This is a genomic window from Arthrobacter crystallopoietes (genome assembly GCF_002849715.1).
In the GTDB taxonomy this organism is placed as follows: Bacteria; Actinomycetota; Actinomycetes; order Actinomycetales; family Micrococcaceae; genus Crystallibacter; species Crystallibacter crystallopoietes.
Map to the genome: position 1 here is coordinate 1,126,552 of NZ_CP018863.1, position 14,487 is coordinate 1,141,038.

A 14,487-nucleotide genomic window follows, 5' to 3' on the forward strand; every position below is an offset into this window, starting at 1 on the left:
ATTGCCCGTGCCCATTACAGGAAATTCCATCATCGCCGGCACCCCCGTCAACGGGACCGACGGCGAGGTCAACGCCATCAACCCGGCCACCGGCGAAAAGCTTGAGCCCGCCTTCGGCATGGTCAGCGTGGCCCAGCTCGAAGACGCCACCAAGGCCGCCGAAGCAGCGTTCGACACCTACCGTGCCACCTCCCCCGAAGTGCGCGCAGCCTTCCTCGAGCGCATCGCCGACAACATCGAAGCCATCGGCGCCGAGCTGACCGAACGCGGCACCGCCGAAACCGGCCTGCCCGCCGGCCGGCTGGAAGGCGAGCGCGGCCGCACCATCGGCCAGCTGCGGATGTTCGCCGCAGTGGTCCGCCAGGGCGACCACCTGCAGGTGCGCATCGATCCCGCACAGCCGGACCGCAAACCGGCGGCCCGCGTGGACATCCGCCAGCGCCACATTCCGCTGGGCCCGGTTGCCGTGTTCGGTGCCAGCAACTTCCCGCTGGCGTTCTCCACCGCGGGCGGCGACACTGCCTCCGCGCTGGCCGCCGGCTGCCCGGTGATCGTCAAGGCGCACAACGCACACCCGGGAACCGCGGAACTGGTGGGCCAGGCCTTGGCGAAGGCCGTCAAGGACAGCGACCTGCCCGACGGCGTCTTCTCGCTGCTCTTCGGTGCCGGCCGCTCCGTCGGCCAGGCACTCGTGGCGGATCCGCGCATCAAGGCCGTGGGCTTCACCGGGTCGCAGGCCGGCGGGATCGCCCTGATGAAGACCGCGGCGGCACGGCCGGAGCCAATTCCGGTGTATGCAGAGATGTCCTCCATCAACCCCGTGTTTGTCCTGCCCGGCGCCATCGCCGACGACGCGGCCGCGCTGGCCGGCGACTTCGTCGGATCGCTGACCATGGGGGCCGGCCAGTTCTGCACCAACCCCGGGCTGGTCTTTGTCCCCGAAGGCACAACCGGCGACGCCTTCATCAACGCCGCAGCCGGCTCGCTGCGTTCCTGCGCCGGCCAGACCATGCTCACACCGGGCATCGCCGGCGCGTGGGAAGAAGGCGTGAAGGAACTTGCAGCGGCCGACGGCGTGGAACAGGTCGCCGAGGGCACTCCGGGCGCCACCGAGAACGCCCCGGCACCGCGGCTGTTCAGCACCACCGCGGAGAACTTCGCGGCCTCGCCGCGGCTGCAGGAGGAAGTCTTCGGGGCGGCCGGGCTCTTCGTGCGCTACTCGGACGCGGCCGAACTCGCCACCGCCACCGAGAACCTCCAGGGGCAGCTCACCGCGACCGTCCATTACGCGCCGGGCGACGAGGCAGCGGCCCGCGAGCTGCTCCCCGTCCTGGAGCGCAGGGTGGGACGCATCCTCTTCAACGGCTGGCCCACCGGCGTCGAAGTTGGACACGCTATGGTCCACGGCGGGCCGTTCCCGGCGACGTCCGACTCGCGGTCCACCTCCGTGGGCAGCCTGGCCATCCACCGCTTCCAGCGCCCGGTCAGCTACCAGAATGTTCCGGCCGAGCTCCTGCCGGAGCCGCTGCAGGACAACAACCCGTGGAAACTGAACCGCCGCCTCGACGGCAGCGTAGAAACCCTGAAGGACTAGCGCATGGCAAGCAACACCCCCACGATCGTCTCGGTCGAAGCCGTCCCGGTTGCCGGCCACGACAGCATGCTGCTGAACCTCAGCGGTGCCCACGGCCCGTTCTTCACCCGGAACATCGCCATTATCACCGACAGCAACGGCAACACCGGACTGGGTGAGGTACCCGGCGGCGAAGCGATCCGCAGCACCATCGAGGAAGCCGGCAGCATCCTGGTCGGCCAGCCGATCTCGCTGTACCGGCAGCTGCTGCGCAAGGTCTCCGTGGCTTTCGCCGACCGGGATGCGGGCGGACGCGGTGCGCAGACCTTCGATCTGCGCACCACCATCCACGCCGTCACGGCGCTGGAATCCGGGCTGCTGGACCTGATGGGCCAGCATCTGGGCGTGCCCGTGGCCGAGCTCCTCGGCGAAGGCCAGCAGCGGGACAAGGTCCAGATGCTGGGCTACCTGTTCTACGTTGCCGACCGGACAAAGACCGACCTGCCGTACCTGGCCGAGGACAACCCGGCCGACGATTGGGAACGGCTGCGCCGCGAGGAGGCCATGACGCCGGAGGCGATTGTGGCTCTGGCCGAAGCCGCCCAGCAGCGCTATGGGTTCCAGGACTTCAAGCTCAAGGGCGGCGTGCTCCCGGGCAAGGAAGAGGTTGCCGCGGTGACCGCGCTGGCCAAGCGTTTCCCGGAGGCCCGGATCACGCTTGACCCCAACGGCGGCTGGCTGTTGCAGGAAGCCATCGAGCTCTGCAGCGGGCTGGGCGACGTCCTGGCGTACGCCGAGGACCCGTGCGGTCCGGAAGGAACCTACTCCGGCCGCGAAACCATGGCGGAGTTCCGGCGGGCCACCGGACTGCCGACGGCCACCAACATGATCGCCACGGACTGGCGGCAGATGGCCCACGCCATCCGGACGAACGCCGTCGATATTCCGCTGGCGGACCCGCATTTCTGGACCATGCAGGGCTCGGTTCGAGTGGCGCAGCTGTGCAACGACTTCGGCCTGACCTGGGGTTCGCACTCGAACAACCACTTCGATATCTCGCTCGCGATGTTCACGCAGGTGGGCGCAGCGGCGCCGGGCAAGATCACTGCGCTGGATACGCACTGGATCTGGCAGGACGGCCAGGGGCTGACCACGGAGCCGCTGCAGATCAAGGGCGGCTACATCGAGGTACCGGCGCGTCCGGGCCTCGGCGTCGAGCTGGACCGGAAGGCGCTCGAGGCCGCGCACCAGCTCTACCTCGAACACGGGCTCGGTGCCCGGGACGATGCCGCGGCCATGCAGTACCTGGTGCCTGGCTGGGAGTTCAACCCGAAGCGGCCGGCCCTGGTGCGCTAGGAAAGCTGGTCCGCTAGTAAAGTCAAAGGGTCCGGCCCCGCTGTCCCAGGCGGCGGGGCCGGACCCTTTTTGCGTGGAATACGGAGGTATGTGTTGGTCGGCGTCCTGATTGGTTTCGCCATAGTCGGCGCCGTCATTGTGGTTGGCTATATTGCCGCCCGCTTCCAGATCGGCGGCCCGCACGCCGGACAGGCGCTGACCCAGACCGCCTTCTTCATCACCAACCCGGCACTGCTGTTTACCGTGCTCGCCCAGGCTGATCTGGAGGCGGTCTTCTCCGCCTACGTGCCGATTGCCCTGATCACCGCGCTGGCGACGGCGGGGCTCTACGTGCTGCTCAGCCGGATCTGGTTCCGCCGCCCTGCCGCCGAAACCGCAGTAGGAGCCATGGCCAGCTCGTACGTCAACGCGAACAACATCGGCATTCCGATCGCCCTCTACGCGCTGGGGAACGCGACGCCGGTGGCGCCGGTCCTGCTGATCCAGCTGCTGTTACTGGCGCCGGCGTACCTGACGATTCTGGATCTCTCCTCCGGACGCAAACCTTCGCTGAAAAACATCCTGACGCAACCGTTCCGCAATCCGATGATCATCGCGTCGTTTCTGGGCGTGGCCGTGGCTTGGACCGGCGTCGAACTTCCCGAAGTGGTCTGGGAGCCGCTGATGCTGCTGGGCGGTGCGGCCGTGCCGCTGGTCCTGATGGCTTTCGGCATGTCGCTGCGCGGCAGCCGGCCGCTGAAGGTGAGCGAGGGCCGCACCGAGGTCATCGTCGCCACCGCCCTCAAGTCAGCCGTGATGCCGCTGCTCACGTACGTAGTGGCCACGTTCCTGTTCCGGCTGGACGCGGAGCTGGTCTTCGGGGCGGTGATCATGGCGGCCCTGCCCTCGGCGCAAAACGTCTTCCTCTTCGCCAGCCGCTACGGCCGCGGCATCACGATGGCCCGCGACGTGGTGCTGCTGTCCTCCGCGCTGGCGGTGCCGGCCCTCATCGTCGCAGCCTGGCTGCTGGCCTAGCGCCGGGACCGTCGGCTATCCGGCCCCGGGCTTCAACCGCATCTGCTCCGGCTTTTCCAACAGGAGCCACCGCGGCCGTCCATCACGCTCATGTCCCCGCGGGGTGAACCGGTCGGCTTCAACGAGCTGCTCCAGCCCGAGTCCGGTAAGCGACTGGACGTCCTGCACGGGAACTTGGAAAGTCCGGTACGGCCCGAGCGGCGGAATCTCGCCCGCTGCCGTGGCGGCCGCGGTCTGCCGTTCCAGTTCGAGCTCGTCCAGCAAGGGGGACTGGTCCAGGATGTAGGCCGTGCATGCGATTCCTTCCGCGGCACGCCAGGCGGCTACTTTCCAGAACAGCAGCGGGATCGAAAAGCCCCGGTACTGCGGATCCGCGCTGTCGAAGACCGGACCGGTGAAGACGCTGAGCCGGGTGTCGTAATTGTCCGCGTGGTCCAAGAGATAGTCCTCCAACCCCAGCCACAGCTCCTTGGACTGGTTGAAGGTATTCACCTGCGGCGCCGCATTCGTATAGAAAAAGGTCTCGGTGTTGGCCTTGGCGGCCTCGGCGCGACTGCCCCACACCGGGTCCAGCCGCCGCACCAGGTGCCCGCGATCCAGGTCGTTTCCGCGATACAGCTCTTCACCGGCCTGCAGCTCCGCGGCCAGCCTCGGATCCAGCCGCCAGCTGTCTTCCCGCGGCAAGTCCTGGAGCCGGTCGCCGTCGATGTTCACTGCGGCCAGCTCCGCGAGCCGTTGCTGGGTGTTGAGGCAGATCGTGAAATGCGTGTAGTCCAGCACCTTGACTGCGGTTGCCGGACGGGGAAGTTCAACGGTGGTCAGCAGGAAGTCCGCGCTGTAGCCCTGGGTCATGCTTCCATCCTGCGGCACCCGCATGAACGGCAGGAAGCGCCAACCGGAAATCCGGTTGACGCTTCCGCGACCGTCAGTTTCTGCGGTCCTAGTCTACGAATTCGGACTGCGTCTCAATGAAGTCCCAGTCCTTCGGCGCGAGCGTTGTGTCTTTCAGATCCGGGCCGCCCGCGTTATAAACCTCGAGGGCGACATCCGACTCGATGCTCTCGGCCCGCAGGTTCTGCCGGAACCACTGTTTGGTTGCCGTGTGCAGCTCCGGCCACCACTGTTCAATGCTCTTCTCAGTCATCTCAGGCCCTCCGTTGTCGTCTGGTTCCACCGTAAGTGCGGACAGCGGCGGGTACAAGGTCATCCCGGGAACGAACAACTGAAGGATGTAGCTGGGTCGACGGACCCAGCTACATCCTTCGAGATATACATCGGACTTAGCGCAACCAGCGCAGGGACGGGGACGACGTCAGGGCCGACCACTGGCGGCCCAGGCCGAACGTGTTGCCGGCGTGTGTTGCAGCCAGGACGATCATTGCCGCCGCGTAGACGATGTGCTCGTCGATGATCGGATTGGACTTGAGCGGCAGCGAAGACAGCCACATCAGGATCATAAGGGCGGTGCCGCCGACAGCGGCAGCACGGAGCGCGATGCCAAGAACCAGCGCCGTACCAACGGCCAGCAGCCCAAGCATGAAGGCCCAGTCCACGACCGGCGCGCCAGCCAGCGACTGGAACAGTCCGGCGAACGAGCCCTCCAGGCTGCCTAGGTAGCCTGCAGTGGGCGAGCCGCCCGCGATCCAGGCCTTCTCGGGTGTCGTGGCGAAACCGAGGCCGAACGTCTTATCGACGAAGGCCCAGAGAAAGACCGAACCCAGCAGGATCCGCAGTATCGCCAGCGGACGGGCACGCCGCGGGAGCACTGCCTGGCGCCTCTCTAGGGAGTCCGCAGAGGGAGCCGGCGCTGTCATGGTGTGGGGTGTTTCCTGCATGGTTGACATAGGTGTTTTCTCCTGGGGAGTGGGGAAAAGTGGTCTGTGGAGCGGGGTTTGTCTATCTAACCGGCGCGCACTGTCCTACGCGTTCGCACACTGTCCTGCGCATTGCCGGGAGCCCCCTGCCAGCCGCAGATCCCGGCTCAGTGCCGGTCGATCCGTCCAGGAGAAGTCAGGGCGACTCCGTCTTGGGCTGGTTAATTTGGTACCGTACCGACAGGAAATTGCATTGCGCAAATCTTTCATGATGTAATTTTGCGCCCGCTCGGCGCAATTGGGTGATGTGCGCCACGTTGATGCGGCGCCGGCAACATCCGTGGTTAAAGGAAATACGCCGCGCCACTGAAGGGCTGCCCCGGTCGCACTCCCGGGCCGCGAACGCAGGTTGCCTCGTGTGTTGAACGTCACATAATGAATGGCCCTCTGTTGATCGCCTTTTCAGATGCACGACGGCGGAAGGCCGGTTCGGCGAACCCTCTGGCTACGTTACCCATGGAGTGGGTAACGATCACGGCGGAAGGGGGATCCGCCGTCGTTCTTGGGTTTACAGCCACGCGTGGCGCAGTATGGTGTGAGTCACAGATTGATTCTCAAGGCACGTCCAACGAGGGCGCTGAGGAGATTGAGGCATGCGCGATAGTCAGATCACGGTCAACGGCCAACTGCGCGATTGCGGCGGGGCCGGCCCGCACACCCGGTTGCTCGACTGGCTGAGAACGCAGGGCTTGACCGGGGCGAAGGAAGGATGCGCCGAAGGTGAGTGCGGTGCGTGCGCCGTCCTCCTGGCCCGCCCCGACGGAGCCGACCGAAGCCGCTGGACCTCAATCAACGCGTGCCTGCCTCCTGCCTTGGCGTTCGACGGCCAGGAAATCGTGACCGCAGAGGGCCTCGGCACCGCACCGGGTCCCTGCGCCGAGGAGGCTCTGCACCCCGTTCAACGGGAGATGGCAGACCGCGGCGGAGCGCAGTGCGGCTACTGCACGCCAGGGTTCATCTGCTCCATGGCCGCCGAGTACTACCGACCGGAGCGGAACGCGGCCGGTTCCGGTGCGGCGCAGACCGGGACCGCGGTGGCCGGCGAGGAACATGCGACCGACCATGAAAGCGGACCCAACGGCTTCGACCTGCACGCCCTGAGCGGCAATTTGTGCCGGTGCACCGGCTACCGGCCCATCCGGGACGCGGCGTACGCGCTCGGCTCGCCCGATGGATCCGACCCGCTGCTGGTCCGGCAGGGCGGGCCCGCCCCTGCCGCGCGACCTACGCAGAAGACCGTGGACGGCGCCCGCTTCATCCGGCCTTCGGGCATGGAGGAGCTCTTCGCCCTGCTCGAGCAGAATCCGGAGGCCAAGCTGGTCGCCGGCGCCACCGACCTCGGGGTGGAGGTGAACCTGCGGCACACGCGGCCGCCGCTGACCCTTGCCATCGACCGGCTGGAGCCGCTGCGGGTGCTCGACGTCGGCAGCGACCGGATCAGCATCGGGGCGGCCCTGAGCCTGACCGAGATCGATCGCGGGCTGGCCGGGCGCGTGCCGTTGTTGAGCCAACTCTTCCCCCAGTTCGCCTCCCCGCTGATCCGCAATACGGCAAGCCTGGGCGGCAACCTGGCAACAGGTTCGCCGATCGGGGATTCGGCGCCGGCGCTGCTGGCGCTGGACGCGTCGGTCGTGCTGGCCTCCGCGGGCGGTGAGCGGGAAGTCCCGCTGGCCGAGTACTTCATCGGGTACCGCCAGAGCGTGAAGAAACCCGGCGAGCTCCTGCGCGAGGTGTGGATCCCGCTGCCACTGGCGGAAAACACCGCCTTCTACAAGATCGCCAAGCGCCGCTTCGACGACATTTCGAGTGTCGCCGTCGCCTTCGCCATGCAGCTCGACGGCGGCACCGTATCCTCCATCCGGATAGGCGTCGGCGGCGTTGCGGCCACACCGATCCGCGCAACCGGAACGGAGCAGGCACTGGCGGGCCAGCCGTGGACAGCTGAAACGGCCGAGGCCGCCGCCGCCGTCATGTCCGCCGAAGGCACGCCGATCGACGATCTGAGGGCGAGCGCCCGCTACCGCTCGGCCATGCTCGGCCAGGCAATGCTCAAGTTTTATGCGGAAACAGCATCCGCTGTGGAGGTAGCCCGATGAAATCCCTTGCCGACCGCCCGGTCAATCCCGTTGTCGGCGTGACCGTGCCGCATGAGAGTGCCGCACTGCACGTCACGGGAACTGCGCTGTACACCGACGACCTCATCGTGGGCCGACAGAATGTGCTGCATGCCTGGCCCGTCCAGGCGCCGCATGCCCACGCCGTCGTGACTTCCTTGCGCACCGAACCCGCGCTGCAGGTCCCGGGAGTGGTCCGGGTCCTGTCCGGGGCGGATGTTCCGGGCGTCAACGACGCCGGAACCAAGCACGATGAGCCGCTTTTCCCCACCGAGGTCATGTACTACGGCCATGCCGTCTGCTGGGTGCTGGGCGAAACGCCCGAGGCCGCACGGCTGGGCGCCGAGGCAGTCGACGTCAGCTACGACCCGCTCCCCTCGCTGCTGACGCTCACCGAAGCTATCGAGGCGGAATGCTTCCAGGGCCTCCAGCCGACCCTCAGCCGGGGCGACGCCGACGCCGCCCTTGAAGGGGCCGTGCATCGGTTCACCGGCGAGATCGAGTACGGCGGCCAGGAACACTTCTATCTGGAGACCCACGCATCGTTCGCGTACGTCGATGAAGGCGGACAGATCTTCGTCCACAGCAGCACGCAGCATCCGTCGGAGACACAGGAAATCGTGGCGCACGTGCTGGGCCGGCACAACCACGACGTCACGGTCCAGTGTCTGCGCATGGGCGGCGGTTTCGGCGGCAAGGAAATGCAGCCCCACGGCTTCGGCGCGGTCGCTGCGCTGGGCGCCGTACTCACCGGCCGGCCCGTACGCCTGCGCCTTAACCGCACCCAGGACATCACCATGACCGGCAAGCGCCATCCGTTCCATGCCAGGTGGGAGGCCGGCTTTGACCAGGACGGCCGGATCCAGGCGCTGAAGGCTACGCTGACGAGCGACGGCGGGTGGAGCCTCGATCTCTCGGAGCCGGTCCTAACCCGTGCACTGTGCCACGTGGACAATTCCTACTGGATTCCCAACGTGCACGTTGATGGCCGGATCGCGAAGACCAACAAGACTTCCCAGACCGCGTTCCGCGGCTTCGGCGGCCCGCAGGGCATGTTCCTCATCGAGGAGATCCTGGGCAGAGCCGCCCCGCTACTGGGACTCGAGCCCGGCGAGCTGCGGCAGCGCAACCTTTACGTTCCAGGGCAGACCACGCCGTACGGCCAGCCGGTCCGCCATGCCGAGCGGCTGCATGCCATCTGGCAAACCCTGCTGGAACGTTCCGACGTCGTGCGCCGGCGGGAAGATATCGACGCGTTCAACGCTCGGCACCCGCACAACCGGCGCGCCCTCGCCATCACCCCGGTGAAGTTTGGCATCTCGTTCAACCTCACTGCCTTCAACCAGGCCGGCGCGCTTGTGCACGTCTATAAGGACGGCTCCATCCTGATCAACCACGGCGGCACCGAAATGGGCCAGGGCCTGCACACCAAGATGCGCCAGGTTGCCGCCACGGCCCTGGGCGTTCCGCTGGACTTCATCCGCCTGGCCCCCACCCGCACGGACAAGGTGCCGAACACGTCGGCCACTGCGGCCAGCTCCGGAGCAGACCTGAACGGCGGGGCCATCAAGGACGCGTGCGAGCAAATCAGCGCACGGCTGGCCGAGGTGGCGGCCCGCAAGATGAATATCCATCCCGACGACGTCCGCTTCGCCAACGGCAAGGTGACCGGGATCGGTTTCCACGACCGGGACATTGCCTTCGCCGATCTGGCCAATGACGCCTACTTCCAGCGGATCCCGCTCTGGGCTGCCGGCTATTACCGCACCTCGGGACTGCACTGGGACAGCGCCCGCATGCAAGGCGAGCCGTTCAAGTACTTCGCCTACGGGGCAGCCGTTTCCGAGGTGGAAGTGGACGGGTTCACCGGCGCGTACCGCCAGCTGCGCACGGACATCGTTCACGACGTCGGCGACAGCCTCTCGCCGCTGATCGACCTCGGCCAGATCGAGGGCGGCTTCGTCCAGGGCGCCGGATGGCTGACGCTCGAGGAACTGCGCTGGGACGAATCCGACGGCGAGCACCGGGGCCGCCTGGCGACCCAGTCGGCCAGCACCTATAAGCTGCCCAGCTTCTCGGAGATGCCCGAGGAGTTCAACGTCCATCTCTTCGAGCAGGCTACCGAGAGCGGCGTCGTCTATGGTTCCAAAGCGGTGGGTGAACCGCCGCTCATGCTCGCCTTCAGCGTCAGGGAGGCCCTGCGCCAGGCGGTAGCTGCGTTCGGAGCCGGGGACCGGCCGGTGGAATTGGCCAGTCCGGCCACCCCCGAGGCGGTTTTCTGGGCGATCCAGGCAGCGCGGGAGACAACCTCAAAGGCTTACGACGGCGGGGCCCGGGTCGGGGACGAATCCTCGCCTTCATCTGTCAGTACCGCAGCAGGCTGAGATGGACTGGCTGCAGGCGCTGCAGGATCTGCGCTCGGCTGGCCTGCCCAGCGTCCTGGCTACTGTGACCGAGGCGCGGGGCCATGCCCCGCGGGAGGCGGGAGCAAAGATGGTGGTCGGCACCGAAGCCACCTGGGGCAGCATCGGCGGCGGCAACCTCGAGGCAACGGTCATCGACCGGGCGCGCGCGCGGCTCCGGGCAGGCAGTACGGTCCCCGAGAGCCTGCCGTTCCCGCTTAATGAACACGCCGCCACCGAGCACGGGCAGCAGTGCTGCGGAGGGGTGGTTACCGTTCTGCTCGAGCCGTTTCCCGCATGTGCCACCGTTGCCATCTTCGGCATGGGGCACGTCGGCCACGAACTGGCCCGGATCCTTTCCCGCCTGCCGCTCCAGCTGCACCTTGTGGACAGCCGGGCCGGACAGCTTGATCCCACGCAGCTCACCGACATCCTGGGAGGGCCGGCCGAAGTCCACCCCCAGCACAGCCCCGTTCCGGATTCCATCTTGGGCACACTGCCGCCGGGGTCGCACGTGTTCATCATGACCCACGACCATGCCGAAGACTTCCTGCTGTGCGATGCCGCGCTGCGCCGGGGCAACCTCGGCTCGGTGGGCCTCATCGGCTCCTCGGCCAAGTGGTCCAGGTTCCGACAAAAACTGCAGGCCGAAGGGCATGACTCCCACGCCATCGACACCATCAGTTGCCCCATCGGACTTGCCGGCCTTCCCGGCAAAGACCCGGCCGCCATCGCAGTCAGCGCAGCGGCCAGCCTGCTCCCGGCCCTGTCGAAGCACCTGGCCGTCTGACGGCTCACGGTTCTGTCCCCATCCTCCCGACGATGCCGGCCGGGCATGTCAGGATCGCGGAACTCTAGACCAAGGTGTTCACCTCATTTAAGGTGAACACTGTGCGCTTTGCGACGCAATCAGCTCCACAAGTTCCTCAACTCATTCAAACTCTTGATAAGGATCTGCCATGGACCGCATGATTTTCGCCAACCTCCCCGTCTCCGACCTGCAGAAGGCCACGGACTTCTACCTTGGCCTGGGCTTCACCCTGAACCCGGACTTCAGCTCCGATGACGGTTCCTGCATCGTCATCTCCGACACCATCTTTGTGATGCTCCTGAAGCAGGACTTCTTCTCAGGCTTCCTGGCCGACGGCAGCACCCCGCATCTGGGCTCCAACGCCAAGGAGGTCCTGAACTGCCTCACCGCCTCCTCTGCCGAGGAGGTCGACGACCTGGTGGCCAAGGCACAGGCCAGCGGCGGCAGCGTCTACCTGCCGGCGAAGGAAAGCATGCCCGGCATGTACGGTGCCTCCATCGCCGACCCCGACGGCCATGTTTGGGAACTGCTCTGGATGTCCCAGGACGCCGTGGCCGAGCACGAGCACCAAGAGGCCAGAGCCGCGCAGGCCTGACCCGGAACAGCGTTAAGTACAGACGGGCGGCCCCGTTATGGGACCGCCCGCCGTCGTCGTTAGTTGGGGTCTTCGGTTATTCGCCGACGAGTTCTTCGTAGAGCCTGTGCACGCGCGCGTCGATCTCGTCGCGGACCAGGCGCATCCGTTCCATGCCGTGGATGTCGCGCAGGCTCGGTTCGCCGATTTCCCAGCGCTCGTAGCGCGTGCCCGGAACCTCTTCCAGCTGCGCGTTGGTGCCCAGAATAACGACGACGTCGGCCGCCCGCTGCGCTTCTTCGGTCACCGCAGTAGGCGTGCCGCCGCTGATGTCGATGCCCTTTTCGAGCAGCGCCTCGGCCGATTCCTGGTTGACCGCGGTCCCGGGCTTGGTGCCGCACGAACTCACGTCCACCGCATCGTTGGCCAGTTTCTCCATCAGGCCGGCGGCCATCGGGGACTTGCCGCTGTTGGAGGAGCAAACAAAGAGGACGCTGGGTTTACCTGGCTGCGGGGTCATGGGGTCGCTTTCTGCTGGCAGTTTCCGAAGAAGGGCGTGAAGTCCATTATGCGCAGATCGGCTGCCGGGAGGGCTTCCGTGCAGGCCGGGAAAGCGAAGGCTCTTGATAGTAGCCGCGGTTCTTGTTGCACTGGTCTATACAGCCAGCGCCGGAACGTTTCTTCACCCCGGAGGCACCGCCGGCAGAAGCAAAGGACCCGACATGACCGAGACCAACAGCCACAAGCCCACCGTCCTCTTCGTCTGCGTCCACAACGCGGGCCGCTCGCAAATGGCCGCCGCCTACCTGGAGCACCTCTCCAGGGGCGCCATCGATGTCCGGTCCGCCGGTTCGCGGCCGGCCAAAGAGGTCAATCCTGCGGTGGTAGAAGCCATGGCGGAGGACGGGATCGACATTTCCGGCCGCACCACCAAGCAGCTCACCTCGGAGCAGCTCCACGACGCCAACATGGTCATCACCCTGGGTGGCGGCGTCGATGTCCCCGTCATCCCCGGCCGGAAGTACGAGGACTGGGAGCTGACGGATCCTGCCGGCAAGGATGTTGGCGCCGCCCGCGTCCTGCGCGACGACATCAAAGCGCGCGTCCAGAGCCTGGTCTCCGGCCTGCTCCCCGCGCTGCACCCGGACGCCAGCTAGCCCGCGGCGACGGCACCAGAAGGAGAAACATCATGAGCGAGAAGATCATCATTATCGGCTCCGGCCCCGCGGGCTACACCGCCGCGATCTACGCCGCGCGGGCCGGGCTGGAACCGCGCGTGATCGCGGGCGCCGTCACCGCGGGCGGCGCCCTGATGAATACCACCGATGTGGAGAACTTCCCGGGCTTCCCCGAGGGCATCCAGGGCCCGGAGCTGATGGAGAACCTGCAGCAGCAGGCGGCAAGGTTCGGTGCCACCATTGAGTACGACGACGTCGCCTCCGTCTCGCTCGAAGGCCACCTTAAAGAAGTGGTCACCACCGGCGAGAACGTCTACCAGGCACCTGCCGTCATCCTGGCCACCGGCTCCGCCTACAAGGAACTCGGCCTGCCGGAGGAAAAGAAGTTCTCCGGCCACGGGGTTTCCTGGTGCGCCACCTGCGACGGGTTCTTCTTCCGCGAACAGGACATCATCGTCGTCGGCGGCGGGGATTCGGCGATGGAGGAAGCGCTCTTCCTGACGCGGTTCGGGAAGTCCGTCACCGTCGTCGTACGTCGGGATGCGCTGCGGGCGTCGAAGATCATGGCGCAGCGGGCGCGGGACAACGAGAAGATCCGCTTCGTCTGGAACAGCACCGTTTCCGCCATCCACGGCGACGGCAAGGTCTCCGGCGTCACCCTGAGCGACACCATCACCGGGGCTACGCGCGAGCTCGCCGCCACCGGGATCTTTGTGGCCATCGGGCACCTGCCGCGGACCGAACTGGTCAAGGGCCAGATCGATCTGGATGCGGAGGGCTATATCAAGGTGGACTCCCCCACCACCGTGACCAGCCAGCGGGGTGTCTTCGCGTGCGGCGACGCCGTGGACCACCGGTACCGGCAGGCCATCACCGCCGCGGGCACTGGCTGCGCTGCCGCGCTCGACGCCGAACGCTACCTCGCCGCCTTGGAGGACTCTGACAGCATCGCCACCGCACTGGTGGAAGAGGAAACCCATGCCTGACACTCACGCGACGGAGTGACCCCGGCCGGCAGGTAAGTCGCTCAGCCTCAAATGCGCTCCACCAGGGCGTCCACCTGCTCCAGCAGCGCTTCAAGCTCTGCTTCGGAAACCTTGGCGGGCTGATCGGCCGCCGCGAAAAAAGTAGCGCTGTAATAGAGCCCGTCCCCCATCAGCTTGATGGCCTGGGCAACAGGCCTGCTGCCCAGCGCCTTTTCCAGCGCATCCAGCCAAAGCCCCTCGATATGCGCAAAGGTCTGGGCGGCCGCGGGATGCCCCTGCTGCACCAAGCGAGCCACGGCCACGATGGCCCGGTCCAGCGGAGAGTCCACGTATAAAGACGTGCGGACGTAGTAGCGGGCTGCCCCTTCAGGCGCTTTGCCGATCTTTTCCGCATCTTCCGCTGTCAGCGCCGCGAGCCGCGCGCAGAGCCCTTCCACCATGGCTTCCTTGGACGGGAAGTGGTAGAGCAGCCCGCCCTTTGATACCCCTGCGGCCGCCGCAACTGCGTCCATGGTGGCCGCCCGTTCCCCCTCCTTAATGAGGATGTCTTCAAAACTGTCAAGGATCCGGTCTTTTGCGCTGGCCATCCACCCATCCTAGCTTTC

14 protein-coding genes are annotated in these 14,487 nt (G+C 66.6%); 9 read left to right on the top strand and 5 right to left on the bottom strand.

All coding sequences use genetic code 11. The features are described 5' to 3' along the window. Positions 1–7 precede the first annotated feature (7 nt). The 3 genes from AC20117_RS05455 (at position 8) to AC20117_RS05465 (ending at position 3,943) form a co-directional block, all read left to right on the top strand. Positions 8–1,594, top strand: a complete 1,587-nt coding sequence (locus AC20117_RS05455; protein ID WP_074700605.1) for an aldehyde dehydrogenase (NADP(+)) — start codon at positions 8–10, stop codon at positions 1,592–1,594. Positions 1,595–1,597: 3 nt separating this feature from the next. Further along, positions 1,598–2,929, top strand: coding sequence for an enolase C-terminal domain-like protein (locus AC20117_RS05460; protein ID WP_074700603.1), 1,332 nt, complete (start codon positions 1,598–1,600; stop codon positions 2,927–2,929). Positions 2,930–3,022: 93 nt separating this feature from the next. After that, complete coding sequence (locus tag AC20117_RS05465) at positions 3,023–3,943, top strand: AEC family transporter (protein ID WP_074703199.1); 921 nt, start codon at positions 3,023–3,025, stop codon at positions 3,941–3,943. 15 nt (positions 3,944–3,958) lie between these two features. On the opposite strand, the gene AC20117_RS05470 is transcribed toward AC20117_RS05465, so the two are convergent. The 3 genes from AC20117_RS05470 to AC20117_RS05480 all read right to left on the bottom strand — a co-directional run bounded on the left by AC20117_RS05470 (position 3,959) and on the right by AC20117_RS05480 (position 5,787). Then, positions 3,959–4,795, bottom strand: a complete 837-nt coding sequence (locus AC20117_RS05470; RefSeq protein ID WP_074700601.1) for a DNA/RNA non-specific endonuclease — start codon at positions 4,793–4,795, stop codon at positions 3,959–3,961. 88 nt (positions 4,796–4,883) lie between these two features. Continuing rightward, on the bottom strand, positions 4,884–5,087 hold the full coding sequence (locus tag AC20117_RS05475) for a hypothetical protein (protein WP_074700599.1): 204 nt from the start codon (positions 5,085–5,087) through the stop codon (positions 4,884–4,886). A 136-nt stretch (positions 5,088–5,223) separates the two neighbouring features. After that, entirely contained in the window at positions 5,224–5,787 is a 564-nt protein-coding gene (locus AC20117_RS05480; protein ID WP_074700597.1) for a DoxX family protein, read from the bottom strand. 623 nt (positions 5,788–6,410) lie between these two features. On the opposite strand from AC20117_RS05480, the gene AC20117_RS05485 reads away from it, so the two are divergent. From AC20117_RS05485 to AC20117_RS05500, 4 genes are all read left to right on the top strand, one after another. Continuing rightward, positions 6,411–7,913: a xanthine dehydrogenase small subunit gene (locus AC20117_RS05485; protein ID WP_074700595.1), complete on the top strand. Its 1,503-nt coding sequence runs from the start codon at positions 6,411–6,413 to the stop codon at positions 7,911–7,913. After that, on the top strand, positions 7,910–10,315 hold the full coding sequence (gene xdhB, locus AC20117_RS05490) for a xanthine dehydrogenase molybdopterin binding subunit (protein WP_074700594.1): 2,406 nt from the start codon (positions 7,910–7,912) through the stop codon (positions 10,313–10,315). The genes AC20117_RS05485 and xdhB overlap by 4 nt, the downstream gene beginning before the upstream one ends. 1 nt (position 10,316) lies before the next feature. Continuing rightward, positions 10,317–11,123, top strand: a complete 807-nt coding sequence (xdhC, locus tag AC20117_RS05495) for a xanthine dehydrogenase accessory protein XdhC (RefSeq protein ID WP_074700592.1) — start codon at positions 10,317–10,319, stop codon at positions 11,121–11,123. Positions 11,124–11,292: 169 nt separating this feature from the next. Continuing rightward, positions 11,293–11,739 carry a VOC family protein gene (locus AC20117_RS05500; protein ID WP_074700590.1) on the top strand — a complete coding sequence of 149 codons (447 nt, stop codon included), beginning with the start codon at positions 11,293–11,295 and terminating at the stop codon, positions 11,737–11,739. Between the two features lie 76 nt (positions 11,740–11,815). Here the strand turns inward: AC20117_RS05500 and AC20117_RS05505 are convergent, their stop codons facing one another. Then, positions 11,816–12,238, bottom strand: a complete 423-nt coding sequence (locus AC20117_RS05505; protein ID WP_074700588.1) for an arsenate-mycothiol transferase ArsC — start codon at positions 12,236–12,238, stop codon at positions 11,816–11,818. A gap of 202 nt (positions 12,239–12,440) precedes the next feature. Here AC20117_RS05505 and AC20117_RS05510 point away from each other — a divergent pair, with 202 nt between their 5' ends. Then, entirely contained in the window at positions 12,441–12,875 is a 435-nt protein-coding gene (locus AC20117_RS05510; RefSeq protein ID WP_074700586.1) for an arsenate reductase ArsC, read from the top strand. A gap of 32 nt (positions 12,876–12,907) precedes the next feature. After that, on the top strand, positions 12,908–13,882 hold the full coding sequence (trxB, locus tag AC20117_RS05515) for a thioredoxin-disulfide reductase (RefSeq protein WP_418202237.1): 975 nt from the start codon (positions 12,908–12,910) through the stop codon (positions 13,880–13,882). Between the two features lie 47 nt (positions 13,883–13,929). Here the strand turns inward: trxB and AC20117_RS05520 are convergent, their stop codons facing one another. Continuing rightward, positions 13,930–14,469, bottom strand: a complete 540-nt coding sequence (locus tag AC20117_RS05520; protein WP_074700584.1) for a TetR/AcrR family transcriptional regulator — start codon at positions 14,467–14,469, stop codon at positions 13,930–13,932. Positions 14,470–14,487 lie beyond the last annotated feature (18 nt).